We start from the raw sequence: 18,419 nt of genomic DNA on the forward strand, positions 1-18,419 counted from the left end.
TTCAGTTTACAACTTCTCCACAAATTTGTCATTATTTTCAGATAAAAAGAGGTGTTTCCCATAAAAAAACGAATGTATGTACATTTATAAGCATTTCTAACCAAATTTAAAGGAGGAACATCATGTCTATTCAAAATATTTCCTTTCTCGGTGCAGGCTCTATTGCCGAAGCAATTATTGGTGGTTTATTAGACGCAAATGTTGTCAAAGGGGAACATATTACTGTAAGTAATCGTTCTAACGAGACACGATTACAGGAGTTACATAAAAAATACGGGACTAAAGGTACACATAACAAAAAAGAATTACTTACTGATGCAAATATTCTTTTTCTAGCTATGAAGCCAAAAGATGTCGCAGAAGCGATTATCCCTCTTAAAGAACATATAAATAACAACCTGCTTATTATCTCGTTATTGGCAGGTGTTTCTACCCATTCAATTAGAAACCTACTTCAAAAAGACATTCCGATTATTCGTGCAATGCCAAATACATCTGCGGCTATTTTAAAATCTGCTACCGCCATCTCACCTTCAGAACATGCAACGGAAGAACATATTCGCACTGCAACAGCTTTATTTGAGACGATTGGCCTCGTCTCTGTTGTAGAGGAAGAAGATATGCATGCTGTCACTGCATTATCCGGAAGCGGACCAGCTTATATTTATTACGTAGTGGAAGCAATGGAAGAAGCTGCAAAAAACATTGGTCTGAAAGAAGATGTTGCAAAATCACTTATTCTTCAAACGATGATTGGTGCTGCTGAAATGCTAAAAGTAAGTGAAAAACACCCTTCTATTTTGCGAAAAGAAATTACTTCTCCTGGCGGAACTACCGAAGCAGGAATAGAAGTATTACGGGAGCATAATTTTCAACAAGCACTAGTTTCATGTATTACACAAGCGACGAAACGATCACATGATCTCGGAAAAACATTAGAACAAATCACAAACGAAAAATAGAAAACGGAGCTCAACTTTATTTGAGCTCCGTTTTCTCATAATTATTCTTAATTATTACTCTTCCCAAAGATCTCTTCTTGCAGACGACGACCTGTCGGTGTTGCTGCAAGTCCACCTTCAGCTGTTTCACGAAGTGCTACTGGCATCGTTTGTCCGATTCTAAACATTGCCTCAATTACTTCGTCACATGGAATTGTGCTAGTTACACCAGCTAATGATAAATCAGCTGAAATCATGGCATTTGAAGCACCTGCTGCATTCCGTTTTACACAAGGTACTTCTACAAGCCCTGCAACAGGATCACATACTAAACCAAGCATGTTCTTTAAAGAAATCGCCATCGCTGTAGCTGCTTGATCTGGTGTTCCACCAGCCATCTCAACTGCGGCTGCGGCTGCCATTCCACTCGCTGAACCTACTTCAGCTTGGCAACCTCCTGCCGCACCAGAAATACAAGCATTATTCGCAACAACCATACCGAAAGCTCCTGCTGTAAATAAAAATTCAATCATTTCTTCACGTGTAGGCTGTAATTTTTCTTTAAGTGCAAACAGTACGCCTGGCACTGTTCCAGCTGATCCTGCTGTTGGTGTTGCACAAATGATTCCCATCGCCGCATTTACTTCATTTGTCGCAACAGCTTTACTCACTGCGTCCAAAATTGTATCCCCGGACAAGCCTTTTCCACTCTGCATATACGCTTGAACTTTCACAGCATCCCCGCCAGTTAAACCAGTCGGTGATTTTACACCACGAATACCGCGTTCTACTGCTTGTTCCATCACGACTAAGTTCTTTTCCATTCCGGCAATTACTTCTTCACGTGATATACTTCTTGTTTCCATTTCACACTGAATCATAATTTCTGCAATTTTTACATTTTGTTCTTTAGCTTGCGCCACTAGTTCCGCTGCGTTCCGAAACATGGTGTATCCCCCCTGCAATTAATCCATAATAGTTACTTGACAAATATTTTGTTGCCCATTTATTTCCTCAATCACTTCATCTGCTAATAATTCATCTGTTTCAATGACCATAAGCGCTCTTCTTCCTTTTTCTTTACGAGAAACACTCATTGTACTAATGTTAATCTCATGTTTTGCAAGGATTGAAGCTACAGCTGCAATAGCACCAAAGCGATCGTTATTTACAATAAGCAGTGCTGGACTCGTTCCTGATAATTGAAGATCGAATCCGTTTAATTCTACAACTTCGATCTTACCGCCACCGATTGAGCAAGCAACAACTTCGATTTCCTCTTCTCCTTTATACAGACGAATTTTCGCTGTATTAGGATGTGGAGCATTTGCATCTTCTTCAATGAATTCCACTTCAATTCCGCGTTCTTTTGCAATGTCTAACGCACTTGGAATACGTAAATCATCTGTTTCAAATCCTAGTATTCCACCGATTAACGCTACATCCGTACCGTGACCACGGTATGTTTTTGCAAATGAACCATATAATGAAATGCTAACTCTCTCTGGCTCATGACGAAACAGCTGACGAGCAACTTGCCCCATTCTTGCAGCGCCTGCTGTATGTGAACTTGATGGACCAATCATAACCGGACCAATAATATCAAACACTGAGCGATACTTCATCATAACTCCCCCTAAAACTCTATGAAAAGATTATTTTCTACTATTAAAAATGATATGAGATAACCAGCAATAAAGCCTGGTAGCAAACCAAATTTTAACACAGAAGCCCCTACAAGCATAGCATAAACAGGTGATACACCCATTGCTAATGCAACTAAAGTTGCACCAGCTACTCCGCCCAGACTACCTGCTGATTGTCCAACCTCTTTTAGGAATGGTATACCAATCAAATCTCCACCAACGTATAATTGAAAAGCTTCAACTAAGAAACTTGCAACGGCCGCATTTGCTAAAGCTCCATTGCTTTCATACCATTTGGCGCTTTAAAACTAAAGAGTGAAAAAAGACTTAGTACAAATAATCGTAATATCGTTCCCTTAATAATCTCTATGATGCCCTCTCCCTTTTTAGTCAATTTCGTTTGTTACGAAAAATGGCTAAAACGCACGCTGTAACTTACGATAAATTATAATGTGCCCTCATTATAGCTTGTTTTTTATAAAACGCTTACTTTTATTGAATTTTAAAATTTCTGAACAAAAATCTATTTCCCTTGTTTGTATTAGTTGTATATAAGCGTGCTTATATAACAGTTTGTCTAAATAATCGGTATTATGTATTTTCATCCTATATATTCAAACCATTACAAAACTCTGTATTATTCCATATAAACATGAAATGATAACAGTTTGAGTAAAAAAAATTATCATAAATAAAAAAATGGCAAACGTACGTTACCATTTTTTTTACGAAAATATTACTTCTCTACTGGGAATGATTTTAAATCCATCGCTATTTCTGTATTAGAAAATAACTCCCGTGCCTCATTCAATAATTCCTTATACGTATCCCCTTGATAACGCGAACTAATATGAGTCAATATTAATCGCTTCACATTTGCCTTAAGTGCGATACTCGCAGCTTGCTTTGTTGTGGAATGGAAATAATCATGCGCCTGTTGCTCATCTTCTGCAGCAAAAGTTGCTTCATGAACAAGTACATCAGCATCTTGCGCAAGCTCTTTACTCGCTTCGCAATATCGTGTATCGCCTAAAATTGTAATAACTCTCCCTTTTTGAGGTGGACCGATAAAATCTTTTCCACTTAGTACAGTACCGTTCTCTAATTCAACTACTTCACCATCTTTTAAGCGTTTAAAAATCGGACCAGGTTTCACGCCAATTTCCAGCAGCTTATCCACTAAAAGAGCTCCCTGTATATCTTTTTCTACAATACGATATCCGAAACATTCAATTCCATGTGATAACCTTTTTGTTTCTACATAGAATTCATTATCGTCAAACACAATGCCTTCTTCTGTAATCTCAACGATTTCAAGTGGATATTTTACATGTGTCGTACTTACCGATAACGCTACTTCAATAAATTGTTTAATTCCTTTCGGTCCATACACCGTTAACGGCGTTGTTCCTCCTTGGAAAGAACGGCTCCCTAATAAACCCGGCAAGCCAAAAATATGATCTCCATGTAAATGCGTAATAAAAATTTTTTCAATGCGTCGTGGGCGCACAGATGTATGTAAAATTTGATGCTGAGTCGCTTCACCACAGTCAAATAGCCACGTTTGCCCTCGTTCTTCTAACAATTGTAAGGCGATTGCTGAAACGTTCCTTCCTTTTGAAGGAACACCTGCACCAGTTCCTAAAAATACAAATTCCACTTTCTTTCCTCCAGCTCTTTATATAATCTACTCTTCATCTTACGGAATGTTATTTCAAATGGCAAATTGAATTTACATAACCGATCATCTAGACAACTATATAACACGAACATTAAAAATAAAAAACTTAACAATCGTTCGTGTTTTGTAGTAATATAACTATATCACATATAAAGGGAGCATTTTATTATGAAAGAAGTATTTCGTTTACAAACTGATTTTTCATCTTCATTTGATCGCTGGGTAAGTTCTTTCGTTTCTGATCACCCAGCACAACTAGAATGGACGACTTTAAAAGAATTAATTCATGAATATACAACATCACATACAAATGAGACGTTACCAACATATATTTCTTCAGCTTTAACATATTACGCACAACGCATTGCAACAACAAACAGCTCAGAAATTGTTATTTTTGAAAATCCTACAATCTCATAATCTATAATAAAAAGCACTGTAATCAGTGCTTTTTATTATATCCATTAAAGTATTTATTCCCCACCTTATTTCCAAAAAAACACCTCTTATTTCCTACTATATAGCCATCATGAATCTATTTAATTTTTCAAAAAAAAGAGACAAAAAAGATATTGACACTACAAATTTACAGTGCTAATATTCAACTTGTAATTGAATATGGTCTCTGTTAGGTGAGGCTCCTGTATAGAGAAACGCTGCTGCCCAAAAATGTCGAGAGACGCCAATGGGTCAACAGGAAAGGTCGGAATGAAGGCCTTTCTTAACGTAGCTGGTTTCAGTACCTATGCTATACAGTGCTAAAACTCAACGAGGGAGAGGTGCGTATGTTTTGTCATACACAAAAACTGTTTTTATCTATGTTTAATAACAGTCTTTGTTGTTGACTCTTTTTAACTGCGAATTCAGACCTTTACTCGTTTTGAGTAAAGGCCTTTTTTATATCTTTATGCACCTTACTATGAAACAAACATAGCATATTTAGAAACTACTAATTGTACGGAGGTGAGGAACAGTGGCAAGTGATGATTCGGCCCAGATACCCATATGTTTTACGTTAATATTTCATCATGTAGGTAGGAAAGAAGCTGTTCCTCCCTGTTTAATATAGTCGAGTAACAGATTGTTTCCTCCTTCATGAAAAAGGAGGAACTACCAATGTTAAATTTACAAAGACAAGAAACGAAGCATGCTTACGATCAAGATAGCATGAAAACAAATAACGAATTATTAGTGGAAGTTGCAACGCAAGATGTAAACTCTGCGTTAAAACTTCTAGACACAACACAAGATGGACTCTCTAAACAAGAAGCGTCTCGTAGACTTTCTTTATATGGTCCGAACGAAATTGCTCATAATAAAACATTGCCGTGGTATATTCAATTTCTGCTAGCATTTAAAAACCCATTTATTTTTGTTTTGTTAGCTCTTGGAGCACTCTCTTTTTTCACAGATGACATACAAGGAACAATTGTCGTATCTGTGATGGTACTACTAAGTGCAACGATTCGTTTTTTTCAAGAATTTCGTTCTCAAAAAGCTGCAGATAAGTTAAAAGCTATGGTTCGAACAACTGCAAGCGTCTCTAGAATAAATGGATTTATACACGAAACAAAAAACGTAATGAATTTAAATCGTAACCATACAACGGAAATCCCAATTGAAGAACTTGTACCTGGTGATATCATTTCACTTTCAGCTGGTGATATCGTTCCAGCTGATGTGCGTATCTTATCGGCTAAAGATTTATTTGTAAATCAGTCTTCCTTAACAGGCGAGGCACTTCCGGTAGAAAAATATGAAAACTGCTATCATACGGAAAATAAACATATATTACCGAAAAACATGAAAAAAAATTACAATCCACTCGATATGGAAAACCTTTGCTTCATGGGTACAAATATTGTTAGCGGTAGCGCAAAAGCTGTTGTCGTTTCAACAAGTACGGATACGTATTTCGGCTCTTTGGCAAAAAAGGTTATCGGAAAACGTGCAGAAACAAGCTTTGATAAAGGCGTAAACAAAGTAAGTTGGCTCTTAATCACATTCATGCTTATTATGGCACCTATTGTCCTTCTCATTAATGGATTCACAAAAGGAGATTGGCAAGAAGCTTTCTTCTTTGCTATTGCCGTTGCAGTTGGTCTTACACCTGAAATGTTACCAATGATTGTAACTGCTAATTTAGCTAAAGGTGCCGTTAACATGTCTAAGCAAAAAGTAATTGTAAAACAGCTAAACTCTATTCAAAACTTAGGTGCTATGAACATCCTTTGTACAGATAAAACTGGAACTTTAACAGAAGATAAAGTTGTCCTTGTTCGTCATTTAGATCCTAATGGAAATGAATGTAATCGCGTCTTACAATTTGCATATTTAAATAGCTTCTATCAAACTGGATTGAAAAATTTAATAGATAAAGCTGTCATTGAACATACAGAGGAAAACCATAAATTTGATCCATCAGCTTTTCAAAAACTAGATGAAATTCCATTTGATTTTGCTCGCCGTCGTATGTCTGTCATCGTGAAAGAGATTTCAGGTGAACATACAATGGTTTGTAAAGGTGCCGTAGAAGAAATCTTATCAATTTGCAACTACACTGAAGTGGATGGGCAAATTGTCCCTCTTACTGAAGAAGTGAGAGAAAATGTAAAACACCTTAGCGAAACTTTAAATAGTGAAGGAATGCGTGTCATCGCTGTAGCATACAAGAAAGATAACAAACCTGATTATAAAGCTTATGCAGTACAAGATGAATCCGCTATGATTCTTACTGGATATATCGGCTTTTTAGATCCACCAAAACCATCTGCTGCTTCTGCAATTCAAGCATTGCATAAACACGGCGTACAAGTGAAAATCTTAACTGGCGATAACGAAATTGTTACAAAAAAAGTTTGCAAGGAAGTTGGATTAAATATAGGGGAGCCTGTCCTCGGTTACGAAATTGATTCTTTACCAGATAAAGCATTAGCAAAACTAGCAGAAGAAACAACAGTGTTCGCAAAACTAAATCCAATGCAAAAATCTCGCATCATTCGCGTATTACAAGGGAATGGTCATACTGTAGGTTATATGGGGGATGGTATTAACGATGCCGTTGCACTACGTGATGCTGACGTTGGGATATCTGTTGATACTGCTACTGATATTGCAAAAGAATCTTCCGATATTATCCTACTTGAAAAAAGTTTAACTATATTAGAAGCAGGCATTTTAGAAGGTCGCACTACGTTCGGCAATATTTTAAAATATATAAAAATGACAGCTAGCTCTAATTTTGGAAATGTATTTAGTGTATTAGTGGCGAGTGCTTTCATTCCATTTTTACCGATGCTTGCAATTCATCTATTAATTCAAAACCTACTTTACGATTTTTCTCAACTTTCTATTCCATGGGATAAGATGGATAAAGAATTTTTAGAAAAACCAAGAAAATGGGATACTGCAAACTTACGTAATTTCATTATTTGTATCGGCCCAATTAGCTCTATATTCGATATTATCACATACGTTGTCATGTGGAATGTATTCGGTGCAAATACACCTGGAGAACAATCGCTATTCCAATCTGGTTGGTTTGTCGTTGGGTTACTAACGCAAACATTAATTGTTCACATGATCAGAACACAGAAGATTCCATTCATTCAAAGTACTGCATCAATACCAGTTCTCTTATTAACTGCTTGTATTATGGCGATTGGTATCTACATTCCGTTCTCACCACTTGGTGCAGCAGTTGGTTTACAAGCATTACCACTAAGCTACTTCCCATGGTTAATAGGAATATTATTAGGTTATGCTTTCTTAACACAATTCCTGAAAAAACTTTATATTAAAAAGTTTCATAGCTGGTTGTAAAAATAAGAATGAGTGGTTATTTTTCCCACTCATTCTTTAAAAAACATAAAATGACCATTAATATATGGAGGTGACCATGATGGTATGGTATGAAATCGTATTAAGATTATTTATAGCAATCATTGTAGGAGCTTGCATCGGCATGGAAAGACAATGGAGACATCGAATGGCTGGGCTACGAACAAACGCTCTCGTATCACTTGGTGCCTGTATATTTGTTTTATTATCCGTCATGCTTGATCATGAAGCTAGCCCATCACGTATCGCTGCTCAAGTTGTGAGTGGTATTGGCTTTTTAGGAGGCGGTGTTATTATTCGTGACGGTTTTAGTATTAGAGGGTTAAATACAGCGGCAACTTTATGGTGTGCAGCTGCTGTAGGTACTCTTACAGGCGCTGGCTTCCTCGTTGCAGCTATGCTAGGTGCAGCCGGCGTCTTACTAGCAAATATACTACTACGCCCAATCGCTCTATTTATGAATAATAAATCAAAAGAAGATGTACCCGAGCAAACAAACTACTTACTTTCTCTTACTTGTTCAGAAGAAAATGAAGCACATATTCGTTTTCTTCTCATGCACATGGTAAGTTCAGAAGGTATCGGTTTAAAAGAATTGTACAGTGAAGACGTTGATTCTAACCAAAAAGTATCTATACAAGCTACATTACATTGCAATACAAATGCAGCTGTCTTAATCGAAAAAATAGTAAGTAGAATGCTTTTAGAATCTGGTGTTACTGCCGCTGGCTGGAAAACTTCACTAGATTTAGAAGCAAGTTAAATCATAAAGGTGTCATGAATATAAAAGAAGGTTTTATATTCATGACACCTTCTACATACACCCATTTTTTATTTTCAAGTTATTAGCTACTGCTTGGAATAACTTAAAGTAATCCATACTCGTTCGATCTTTTTGTTTTAACTTGGCATGGGGCTGAAAAAGGTTCTGACCGCTTCTTCTCATGGCCGGATTCTCTTTTCCATCTAAAAAGGAAGGTTTTATATTCATAGCACCTTCTACATAAATTTATTTTCTAGTTTTTGCTGAAACGACTTCTCTTGCTTACGCAATAATTGACTACCTCGCTGTAAAAGAGGTGTTCCATACTTATCATTAATCTGATCAATAACAGCAAGTAGCGGCTCTTCTTTCGCATCTTCTTCGAATGAAAACAAATCTAACTGTTTGACCGAATCTGTCTTCCACTCCAATTCAGTAGCTGTAACACCTAATAAACGAATGGAATCACCATCCCAATGTTGTTTCAACAAACGTGATGCAGCTTGAAATATATCACGTTCTTCCCAAATTGCATTTTTCAATTGTTTGCTTCGTGTTACCGTCCGCCTATCATGGTATTTAATCATAATTTGGATATTATAGCTGACAAGAGTTCGCTTTTGTAGTCTATTACTCACTGAGCCCGACAGTCGCCCTAACATATCAAGCAATTCTTTCTCTTCATCCATATCCTTTGAGAAAGTCATCGAATTTCCAACACTTTTATGTTGTCCCATTTGATTCGGATCAACATCCCTATCATCCATACCTTTTGCACGCTTTTGTAAATCAACACCGTGCTTTCCAATTTTAGCGCGAATGATATGCTCGTCTCCTTTTGCTAACTGTCCAATTGTATTTATATGAATATCTTTTAGTTTTTCAGCTGTTTTCTCTCCAATTCCATGCATCGCTTCAACTGGTCGTGGCCAAATGACTTCTGGGATATCACGTTTTCTAAGCACTGTAATACCAAGTGGCTTTTTCATATCAGAAGCAGTCTTTGCTAAGAAAAGATTTGGAGCAATGCCAATGCTACACGGAAGCTGTAACTCTGTTAATAACGCTTGTTGAATCATCTTTGCTATTTCAAGAGGCGAACCTAGCACATAGCAATCTGTAATATCTAAATACCCTTCATCTATAGAAACTGGTTGTATCTTTTCTGTAAAACGGGAAAGGATTTGAAACATTTGAAATGAGGCTTCGCGATATAATGTAAAGTTAGGACGCCTTACAACTAGTTGCGGACATAATCGCTTTGCTTCCCAAAGGGGCATCGTCGTACGTATTCCATAATCTCTCGCTTCATAACTACATGTTATGATAATCCCTTTTCTCTCTTTTTCATTCCCGGCAATCGCTAATGGCTTTCCTTTTAATGGTGGATCATGGGCAATTTCAACAGATGCGAAAAAACAATTCATATCTACATGTAAAATAACACGACCATTTTTCGGATACATTTCTCGCATAATACCACCCTCCTCCAAGAACATTCGTTCCTTCATTATACCAAATTCATGCACAATATAATAATTACTTATTCTTTTTCATCTTTATTTTTGCTATACTTTATGAAAAAATGGATTTTATTGTAAAGGAAGTGGATTGTTATGAAACAACACAATAAACTCAATAATGTATTTATTATCATTATTATAATCCTTGCAATTAATTATTTGTTACTTCCTCTTTTTAGCATCAACATTCATGTTTCAGGAATCTTCTCTCATTTCATACGTTTTGTAACAACTGATATATTGCCATGGATCTTCTTATACTGGCTTATCCGCCTTGTAAAAGCACTTGAATCAAAATAAAAAAAGACGTGTAAACCATAGTTGGTTCACACGTCTTTTTTACTTTATTACTTCGCTACTTCTTCAATAATAGCTACAACTAATTCTGCTGTTTTCGCTAATTCTTCAACAGGAATTTTTTCATTTGTTGTATGAATTTCTTCATAACCAACTGCCAAGTTAACTGTTGGGATACCATGTCCGGCGATTACGTTCGCATCACTTCCTCCACCACTTTGGTGAAGAGAAGGTGTACGACCGATGTTTTCAGCTGCACGTTTCGCTACTTCTACAACGTGATCACCATCAGCGAATTTAAATCCTGGATACATAACCTTTACTTCAACATCTGCTTGACCGCCCATTTCTTTTGCAGTTGTTTCAAATGCTTCTTTCATTTTTGCAACTTGTGCTTCCATTTTCTCATTTATTAAAGAACGAGCTTCTGCAAAGATTTGAACATGATCGCAAACGATATTTGTTTGTGTACCACCTTCAAAACGTCCAATATTTGCAGTTGTTTCAGAATCGATACGGCCAAGTGGCATCTTTGCAATCGCTTTCGCTGCGATAGTAATTGCAGATACACCTTTTTCTGGGGCTACGCCAGCGTGAGCTGTTTTCCCACGAATGATAGCATTCACTTTCGCTTGTGTTGGTGCTGCAACTACGATTTCCCCAACTTTTCCATCGCTATCTAATGCATAACCATATTTTGCTGTAATGCGCTCGCGGTCTAATGCTTTTGCACCAACAAGACCAGATTCTTCCCCAACTGTAATAATAAATTCAATTTTACCGTGAGGGATGTTTTTCTCTTTTAAAACACGAATTGCTTCAAACATAGATGCTAATCCAGCTTTATCATCCGCTCCTAAAATTGTAGTACCATCTGATACGATATATCCATCTTTAATAGAAGGCTTAATTCCATTACCAGGAACTACTGTATCCATATGAGAAGTGAAATAAATTGTATCAACACCATCTTTTGTTGCTGGTAAAGTACAAATTAAGTTACCTGCACCGTGACCAGTCACACCCATTGTATCATCTTCAAATACTTCTACACCTAAAGAAGTAAATTTCTTTGTTAACACTTTGCAAATTTCTGCTTCAAATTTTGTTTCAGAATCTACCTGTACTAACTCCATAAATTCATTTACTAAACGTTCTTGATTAATCATAAGACTGCGCCTCCTGCACTACCATTATGTATGTAACAATATTAATTATAACAGAATTTCGCAAAAGTTTCGAAATACAAGACAAAAAACAGATGGTTCACACATCTAGATACCCATCTGCTTTCTATTACTCGTTTAATAGCACCCAACGCATATGATCTTCCCAAACTCCATTTACCATCAACATTTTGCGAGATACGCCTTCATATTGAAACCCTATCTTTGTCACTACTTGTATAGATGCTAAGTTTCGTGGCATAATCGGTGCTTCTATACGGTGTAAATGAAATTCTTCAAAGGTAATTTGAATTGCTTTTCTAAGCGCTTCTGTTGTATAACCTTTATTCAGTTCTTCCTTATCTAATTTATAACCAAGTACACAAGATTGATAAATTCCACGAACAATTAGATTAAATGAAATACACCCAATAACTTTCGTATCATCACCCTTTTTAAAAATCCATAATCGAATGATTTTACCTTCCACGAACTCTCTTCTATCCTTTTGTAACCTTTTCTTTTGATAGTCTAACGTAAAAAAATCATCTGGTCTATATTCTTCCCACGCCTTTAAAAACTCACGATTTCTGTCGTAATATTGAAGAACTTTTTCTGCATACGACTCATCAATTTCCCTTAAATGTAAGCGATCTGTTTCGTATATTTTCATCATCGTATCTCCATTCTTCAGCTTGCATAACAAAAACTCACAATCTATCTTTTAATATATTCTCCACGCATACCCAAATTTCCTGTTATATTTTGCAACCCCTTCCCGAAATTTGTCCTTTCTCTCCCCTTGTCCACAATTTCATTTCTCGTTACAATGAAATTGTACTGATTTGCAAGGAGGCTTAACGATGCATAAAAAAGCTCAAAAAATTATGGTTTATATAATGTTAATTTCTATGCTTGTAACAACATTACTTACTGGCGCAAGTATGTTTTGGTAAAAAGGACGATTCACTCGTCCTTTTTTTACTTTCTATTCATACAAAATAGACCATCTCGAAATCGAGATAGCCTACTTTGTATGAATATTCTTATTTTATATATAGTACAATCGCTACAATGCTAAAGGAAAAGGCCATTACAAGTGCTATTACAAAACTCGTGTACTGTTTTTGCTGAAATGCCCCAATGACGAAAGTAAAATTAAGTAATGCCATCAATACAATTGATACTACGTAAGAGCATATATTAAAGGTTGCTAATATGAATGTAATGACAAATAGAAAACCAACACAAAACTGCATATAAGAAATTTTTGGATTCAAATACATATGAGCAACCCCTTTACTTAGTTATCTTTGTATATTCTCATTAACGCATGGTTATGTACACATGTCAAGACAACTTAATAAAGTGAAACTTTAATCAGTTGGGCTTTTGTTCATAACACACTGATTATTAGCCCACACCAATCGGACTTTTACGGGCAACCCTACTCCCCCCTAACTTCTTTGCTTTAGCCATATTTTGAGGTGGGGATCTTACTGCTCGCAAATAGCGGGATAAAAGAAAAAGCCAACTTCTCGTTGACTTCTCTGAATGCAATGGCTCCTTTTTCCTTCGCCAATTGCTGAAATGATTTCTTCGATTTCACAATCCATACTTTCGTTCCAATTGGAATACGATCAAACAAATATTCCACATCTTGTTTCTTCATTCTTATACATCCTTGTGAAATATACTTTCCAATTGAACTAGGCTGATTTGTCCCATGTATCCCATATTTACTTCCGTCAGTTCCTTTTGCGTTAAATCCCATCCACCTCGATCCAAGTGGATTTTTCGGAGACCCCCCAGGAATATCCTTCGCAATATAATACGGATTCTTCGCTTTCAATACAATATCAAAAGTTCCTTCTGGTGTTAATTCATTTGTTTTCCCCGTCGCTACTGGAAAAACCTTTTGAATCTTCCCATCGTCAATGTAAGCTAGTTTATTCGTCGCCTTATTTACAATTATAAAAGGATCCCCAGCACGAGGATTATCACCAAGAGGCCAAATCGGTGATAAAGAAAGACATAATAATAAAGAGAGAAGATACGGCATCAATAATTCCTGCCTTCTATATAAGTTCTTTTATATTATCCTTTCCCTTAAACCGACTTTTAATGAGTAGATATTGCTCCATTTCATACACAAGTTGAACGAGTTTCGCACGTATTTCAAATTCTTCTCGCGTGACTGGTAGCGGCATTTCTCTAAACACTTCTCGCATTTCTTGAAGTTGTCTTAACGAAATGACCCCTGTACTTTCAGGACGAATGGAATTCCCTATATTTTCGATTACGTCTGCAATCATATCGGCTTGTTCATACGTCCACGATAGTGACGCAGCTAATGGTATCATCCGCTCTAAAATTTCAAATTGCTGCATGCGCATATCAAAATAACGGTAATAATAGTCATCTTCACGCATAAACTCATTCTCAAGCTTTTTAAATGATAAATCTTTCGCTTCTTTCAACATCGTCTCTGTTTCAATTAATTCTGCTCCACTCCAATTACTATCGCGATTTCTTAAATAAACAACCATTTCAAACAAAATTGTTTTGAAATGCTCTTCTATTTTCTCTTGATACTCTTTCAGTTTATTCTCACTGCTTGGCATGTACATGTTTACTAATAAAGCGACACTAATTCCAATCGTTAATATAGCAATTTCATTACCAACTATAGACCATGTAATTTGCTTTAATGAGTACAGATGCATAACAATAACTGAACTCGTGACAATACCTTCTTGAATTTTGCACATAACTGCAGTCGGAATAAAGGTAAGCAGTAATAAGCTAATCGCAAGTGGTGTATAGCCAACCGTTTCAAAAATGCAAAACGCGAATACCATCGATAATACGCAAGCTAAAAAACGGTGCAACGATACTTGAACTGATTTACGTTTCGTGTTTTGTACGCATAAAATGACTAAAATACCAGCTGAGCTATAAAATTCTAACCCTAATAGCTGAGCAATAAAAACTGCCGCACCTGTTCCAAGCGCTGTTTTCACTGTTCTATATCCAATTTTAAACATATCATTACTCCTATATGTATAAACGTATTTAAAGATAGTATAAAAAAAGGATGACGCGATGTCATCCTTTTTCTACTTATTATTTACGTAACCTTTACATATTACAATATCTTTTGCAAAAATTCTTTTGCACGGTCACTTTTTGGTGCCGTAAAAAACTCTTCCGGATTGCTATCTTCTACAAGTTTTCCACCATCTAAAAAGAGAACGCGGTCTGCTACTTCTTTTGCAAATCCCATTTCATGCGTAACAATCGCCATCGTCATTCCTGTCGTAACTAATGATTTCATAACTTCTAGCACTTCTTTCACCATTTCTGGATCTAGCGCTGATGTCGGTTCATCAAATAGCATAACTTCCGGTTCCATCGCCAGTGCTCTTGCAATTGCTACACGTTGCTTTTGTCCCCCTGAAAGACGATTCGGATACGCAGCTTTTTTATCTAATAACCCTACTTTTTCTAGAAGCTTCTCAGCTTTCCTTTCAGCCTCTTGCTTCGCTATACCTTTTACATTAATAGGAGCATACGTAATATTCTCTAATACAGTCATATGAGGGAATAAATGAAAATGTTGAAATACCATTCCGACATTTTCACGAACGTGCATAATATTTGTTTTCGGATTCGTTACTTCTTCCGTTCCAATCCAAATGTGACCATCTGTCGGTGCTTCTAATACATTCATGCAACGTAAAAATGTTGACTTACCAGATCCTGACGGTCCGATAATTGCAACAACTTCTCCTTTTTCAATCGTTGTCGTGATCCCTTTTAATACTTCATTTTTTCCAAATGATTTATGAAGGTTGTCAATTTTAATCACTTTTCTTCATTCTCCCTTCAATTGCCTTCCCAACTAATGTAAGAATAATTACTAACATATAATAAACAAGTCCAACAAACAGTAATGGCTCTAAATACTTAAATGTTTCACCGCCTACAATGTAAGCACGACGCATTAAATCTGTTGCTCCAATTACAGTTACTACAGCCGATTCTTTCGTAAGAGTCGCAAATTCATTTACAAGTGCTGGTAATATATTTTTTAATGCTTGAGGTAAAATTATATTTCTCATCATTTTCCCGTAAGGAATACCTAAAGCCATCGCCGCTTCAGTTTGTCCCTTATCGACCGCTTGAATTCCGGCACGAATTACTTCTGACATGTATGCCCCTGAATTTAAACTAAATGCAAGTACAGCTGCTAAAAAGGCAGGTATATCATAACCAATCATTTGCGGGACACCGAAATAAATAATCATTAATTGCAATACAAGCGGTGTGCCACGAAATATTGATGTATAAATATCTGCTACAATATTTAATACTCGTATTCTAGCAATTTTACAAAGCGCTAATAACGTTCCTAAAATAAATCCTGCTAAAGCTGATACAGCCACAATTTTCAATGTAACTTCTAAGCCTTTTAATATATATGGTATAGAAGGCGTAATCGCCGAAAAATCTAGATTCATCCTTTTCATTCCCCTCACAGAAAAGTGAAAGGCAGCTTATTTCGCGCTGCCAAACCATTTCTTCACTAATTTATCCATTTCTCCATTCTCTTGCATTTTCTTAATTACTTTATTAAATTCTGCTGTTTTATCACTATTTTTCGGAAGGGCAATTGCTGCACCTACTTCTTCTGGTGCTTCTTGAATTTCAATTCCTTGTAATTCTTTCATTTTTTCTAAATAATTTTTAGCTACTGTATCTTCTAAAATGGCTGCGTCAAAACGGCCAGCTTTAATTTCTTGTACGATTTCCGGTATACGGTCACGTCCCTCGGCTTTGAAATCGACTTGTTTTTGAAATTCTTTTGCCTTTTCTTCTTGAATTGACCCTGTTTGTACCCCTATTTTTTTCCCTTTTAAATCTTCTAACGATTTAATATTGGAATCTTTTTTTGACACGATCATGTTTTTAGCAACAAAATAAATGTCTGTGAAATCAGCATTATTTTTACGCTCTGCAGTTGGCGTCATACCCGCCATAACAAAATCAACTTTTCCTGAGTTAAGAGATGCTAATAAACCACCAAAATCCATATCTTTCACTTTCACTTCATATCCAAGTTCTTTTCCGATATATTTTGCAATATCAACATCAAAGCCGATAATTTCATCACTTTTTGATGCTTCCACGTATTCATACGGTTTATAGTCTGCTGAAGTCCCCATAACGAGTACTTTCTTATTCGTGTTACCTGCGTTAGTTGCCTTTGAATCCCCTTTACTACAGGCACTAAACATACTTACAATTAAAATAAGTGCAAATGATATTGATAATAACTTCTTCATCCTTCTTCCCCCTAATAATGTATATTTAAAAGTTTAATAGAATATTTATTCGTTGTTAGTATTGTATCAGTACTTTTATTTTTATGCAATATTTAAAATAAAAATAAACACAAAAACATTATTACCGTCATTCATAACGCATAAAAACATGCATAAAATAACATTCTTATGCATGTTCGATCATTATAAAAACTAAATAAAAAAGCGGTACATCCACTTAATCGTGGACGTACCGCTTTTTCTCTTCCTTATAGTTCTTCGCAATTATCTTCGAAGTAAGATTGTAGTTTTGCAATTACTTGCATTGGTTCATGACCTTCAATTTCATGACGTTCTACCATCGTTACAATTTTTCCATCTTTCAATAAAGCAAATGATGGAGATGAAGGTGGATATCCCTCAAAATATTCACGAGCTCTTGCTGTAGCTTCTTTATCTTGACCCGCAAATACCGTTACAAGGTGGTTAGGACGTTTATCATAATGTACGGAATGTGCAGCAGCAGGGCGAGCAATACCGCCTGCACAACCACATACAGAGTTTACCATTACAAGTGTTGTACCATTTCTTTTAAATGCTTCTTCAACTGCTTCTGGTGTCGTCAATTCTGTATATCCCGCAGAGACAATCTCTTCACGCGCTTGACGGACAACATCGTTCATAAAAAAGTTAAAGTTAATCAATGTGTTCCCTCCTCTAATTCTACCTATTTGTATCTTACCAGTTAATGTTTAGAAAATACAAGTAAGTTTACTTGTATTTAAGCATAGAAAAGGTGTTAGAGCTCTTGCTCTAACACCTTTTCTTAATGACCTCGATGTTTTTGCTTTGCCTTTTGTACTTTTATAAAACGTCTTCTTTGCTTTTCAGCTTCTCGTTTCTCTTTAGATTGCACTTTCTTTTCTTGTTTATGCAACTCATACGATAAAGTAATTGCCTCTTGCGCCTTTGTATAACGTTTTACATTTAATTCTTTAGCAGCTTGCCTTATGATACGCTTAATACTTTTCGGACGCTGTTTATCTTTAATCTCCACACCACATCTTGCAAAGCGCTGGAAATACGCTAACATGGGACCATTTACAAATATAAGTACTTCTTCATCTGATGGTTCCGTCCCAAAAATATACCTGGCTCCATGCAATTTTCCTTTTTCTTGGCGCATAATAATTCCTACAAAAAATTGACCATCATGATATACTGTCAACTCCATT

20 protein-coding genes, 1 pseudogene and 1 riboswitch are annotated in these 18,419 nt (G+C 36.2%); of the genes and pseudogenes, 6 read left to right on the top strand and 15 right to left on the bottom strand.

The features are described from left to right. Window positions 1-122: 122 nt before the first annotated feature. Entirely contained in the window at window positions 123-962 is an 840-nt protein-coding gene (gene proI / locus ACTFQM_RS15690; protein WP_440035129.1) for a pyrroline-5-carboxylate reductase ProI, read from the top strand. A 47-nt stretch (window positions 963-1,009) separates the two neighbouring features. Here the strand turns inward: proI and sdaAA are convergent, their stop codons facing one another. The 4 genes and pseudogenes from sdaAA to rnz all read right to left on the bottom strand — a co-directional run bounded on the left by sdaAA (window position 1,010) and on the right by rnz (window position 4,247). After that, window positions 1,010-1,888, bottom strand: a complete 879-nt coding sequence (gene sdaAA, locus ACTFQM_RS15695) for an L-serine ammonia-lyase, iron-sulfur-dependent, subunit alpha (RefSeq protein ID WP_025150097.1) — start codon at window positions 1,886-1,888, stop codon at window positions 1,010-1,012. 18 nt (window positions 1,889-1,906) lie between these two features. Further along, complete coding sequence (gene sdaAB / locus ACTFQM_RS15700; RefSeq protein ID WP_002173372.1) at window positions 1,907-2,566, bottom strand: L-serine ammonia-lyase, iron-sulfur-dependent subunit beta; 660 nt, start codon at window positions 2,564-2,566, stop codon at window positions 1,907-1,909. A 41-nt stretch (window positions 2,567-2,607) separates the two neighbouring features. Further along, window positions 2,608-2,957, bottom strand: a pseudogene (locus ACTFQM_RS15705) (PTS sugar transporter subunit IIC); the annotation flags it as partial. A 366-nt stretch (window positions 2,958-3,323) separates the two neighbouring features. Then, window positions 3,324-4,247, bottom strand: coding sequence for a ribonuclease Z (gene rnz, locus ACTFQM_RS15710; protein ID WP_440035132.1), 924 nt, complete (start codon window positions 4,245-4,247; stop codon window positions 3,324-3,326). Window positions 4,248-4,436: 189 nt separating this feature from the next. Here rnz and ACTFQM_RS15715 point away from each other — a divergent pair, with 189 nt between their 5' ends. The 3 genes from ACTFQM_RS15715 (at window position 4,437) to ACTFQM_RS15725 (ending at window position 8,871) form a co-directional block, all read left to right on the top strand. Next, window positions 4,437-4,688 (top strand): DUF3932 family protein, encoded by a 252-nt coding sequence (locus tag ACTFQM_RS15715; RefSeq protein WP_002173374.1) that lies wholly within the window; start codon window positions 4,437-4,439, stop codon window positions 4,686-4,688. 197 nt (window positions 4,689-4,885) lie between these two features. Continuing rightward, window positions 4,886-5,053: riboswitch (M-box (ykoK) riboswitch) on the top strand. Window positions 5,054-5,384: 331 nt separating this feature from the next. Continuing rightward, the gene (gene mgtA / locus ACTFQM_RS15720) at window positions 5,385-8,090 is read left to right on the top strand and encodes a magnesium-translocating P-type ATPase (RefSeq protein ID WP_265621792.1); all 2,706 of its coding nucleotides are present in this window, start codon (window positions 5,385-5,387) and stop codon (window positions 8,088-8,090) included. Between the two features lie 79 nt (window positions 8,091-8,169). Beyond that, window positions 8,170-8,871, top strand: a complete 702-nt coding sequence (locus ACTFQM_RS15725; protein ID WP_440035796.1) for an MgtC/SapB family protein — start codon at window positions 8,170-8,172, stop codon at window positions 8,869-8,871. Between the two features lie 236 nt (window positions 8,872-9,107). On the opposite strand, the gene ACTFQM_RS15730 is transcribed toward ACTFQM_RS15725, so the two are convergent. After that, complete coding sequence (locus ACTFQM_RS15730; protein WP_025150092.1) at window positions 9,108-10,346, bottom strand: DNA polymerase IV; 1,239 nt, start codon at window positions 10,344-10,346, stop codon at window positions 9,108-9,110. A gap of 141 nt (window positions 10,347-10,487) precedes the next feature. Here ACTFQM_RS15730 and ACTFQM_RS15735 point away from each other — a divergent pair, with 141 nt between their 5' ends. Then, on the top strand, window positions 10,488-10,694 hold the full coding sequence (locus ACTFQM_RS15735) for a hypothetical protein (protein WP_440035134.1): 207 nt from the start codon (window positions 10,488-10,490) through the stop codon (window positions 10,692-10,694). Window positions 10,695-10,741: 47 nt separating this feature from the next. On the opposite strand, the gene ACTFQM_RS15740 is transcribed toward ACTFQM_RS15735, so the two are convergent. Together ACTFQM_RS15740 and ACTFQM_RS15745 are read right to left on the bottom strand one after the other, a co-directional pair. Beyond that, window positions 10,742-11,860: a tripeptidase T gene (locus ACTFQM_RS15740; RefSeq protein ID WP_048374138.1), complete on the bottom strand. Its 1,119-nt coding sequence runs from the start codon at window positions 11,858-11,860 to the stop codon at window positions 10,742-10,744. A gap of 127 nt (window positions 11,861-11,987) precedes the next feature. Beyond that, entirely contained in the window at window positions 11,988-12,533 is a 546-nt protein-coding gene (locus ACTFQM_RS15745; RefSeq protein WP_440035136.1) for a GNAT family N-acetyltransferase, read from the bottom strand. A gap of 187 nt (window positions 12,534-12,720) precedes the next feature. Here ACTFQM_RS15745 and prli42 point away from each other — a divergent pair, with 187 nt between their 5' ends. Next, window positions 12,721-12,813 carry a stressosome-associated protein Prli42 gene (gene prli42 / locus ACTFQM_RS15750; RefSeq protein WP_000549036.1) on the top strand — a complete coding sequence of 31 codons (93 nt, stop codon included), beginning with the start codon at window positions 12,721-12,723 and terminating at the stop codon, window positions 12,811-12,813. A gap of 90 nt (window positions 12,814-12,903) precedes the next feature. On the opposite strand, the gene ACTFQM_RS15755 is transcribed toward prli42, so the two are convergent. The 8 genes from ACTFQM_RS15755 to ACTFQM_RS15790 form a co-directional block, all read right to left on the bottom strand. Continuing rightward, window positions 12,904-13,143: a DUF3894 domain-containing protein gene (locus tag ACTFQM_RS15755; RefSeq protein WP_002173380.1), complete on the bottom strand. Its 240-nt coding sequence runs from the start codon at window positions 13,141-13,143 to the stop codon at window positions 12,904-12,906. Between the two features lie 185 nt (window positions 13,144-13,328). Next, window positions 13,329-13,919, bottom strand: coding sequence for a L,D-transpeptidase (locus tag ACTFQM_RS15760; protein WP_440035798.1), 591 nt, complete (start codon window positions 13,917-13,919; stop codon window positions 13,329-13,331). Between the two features lie 16 nt (window positions 13,920-13,935). Next, window positions 13,936-14,904 (bottom strand): aromatic acid exporter family protein, encoded by a 969-nt coding sequence (locus ACTFQM_RS15765; protein WP_440035138.1) that lies wholly within the window; start codon window positions 14,902-14,904, stop codon window positions 13,936-13,938. Window positions 14,905-15,005: 101 nt separating this feature from the next. Next, complete coding sequence (locus ACTFQM_RS15770; protein WP_440035139.1) at window positions 15,006-15,728, bottom strand: amino acid ABC transporter ATP-binding protein; 723 nt, start codon at window positions 15,726-15,728, stop codon at window positions 15,006-15,008. After that, entirely contained in the window at window positions 15,721-16,380 is a 660-nt protein-coding gene (locus ACTFQM_RS15775; RefSeq protein WP_002173384.1) for an amino acid ABC transporter permease, read from the bottom strand. The genes ACTFQM_RS15770 and ACTFQM_RS15775 overlap by 8 nt, the downstream gene beginning before the upstream one ends. Window positions 16,381-16,416: 36 nt before the next feature. Further along, on the bottom strand, window positions 16,417-17,205 hold the full coding sequence (locus ACTFQM_RS15780) for a transporter substrate-binding domain-containing protein (protein ID WP_002173385.1): 789 nt from the start codon (window positions 17,203-17,205) through the stop codon (window positions 16,417-16,419). 248 nt (window positions 17,206-17,453) lie between these two features. Further along, window positions 17,454-17,867: a BrxA/BrxB family bacilliredoxin gene (locus tag ACTFQM_RS15785; protein WP_002015097.1), complete on the bottom strand. Its 414-nt coding sequence runs from the start codon at window positions 17,865-17,867 to the stop codon at window positions 17,454-17,456. A 143-nt stretch (window positions 17,868-18,010) separates the two neighbouring features. Further along, window positions 18,011-18,418 carry a YjdF family protein gene (locus tag ACTFQM_RS15790; protein WP_440035140.1) on the bottom strand — a complete coding sequence of 136 codons (408 nt, stop codon included), beginning with the start codon at window positions 18,416-18,418 and terminating at the stop codon, window positions 18,011-18,013. Window position 18,419: the final 1 nt, after the last annotated feature.

Source organism: Bacillus cereus group sp. MYBK30-2 (genome assembly GCF_051915945.1).
In the GTDB taxonomy this organism is placed as follows: Bacteria; Bacillota; Bacilli; order Bacillales; family Bacillaceae_G; genus Bacillus_A; species Bacillus_A paramycoides.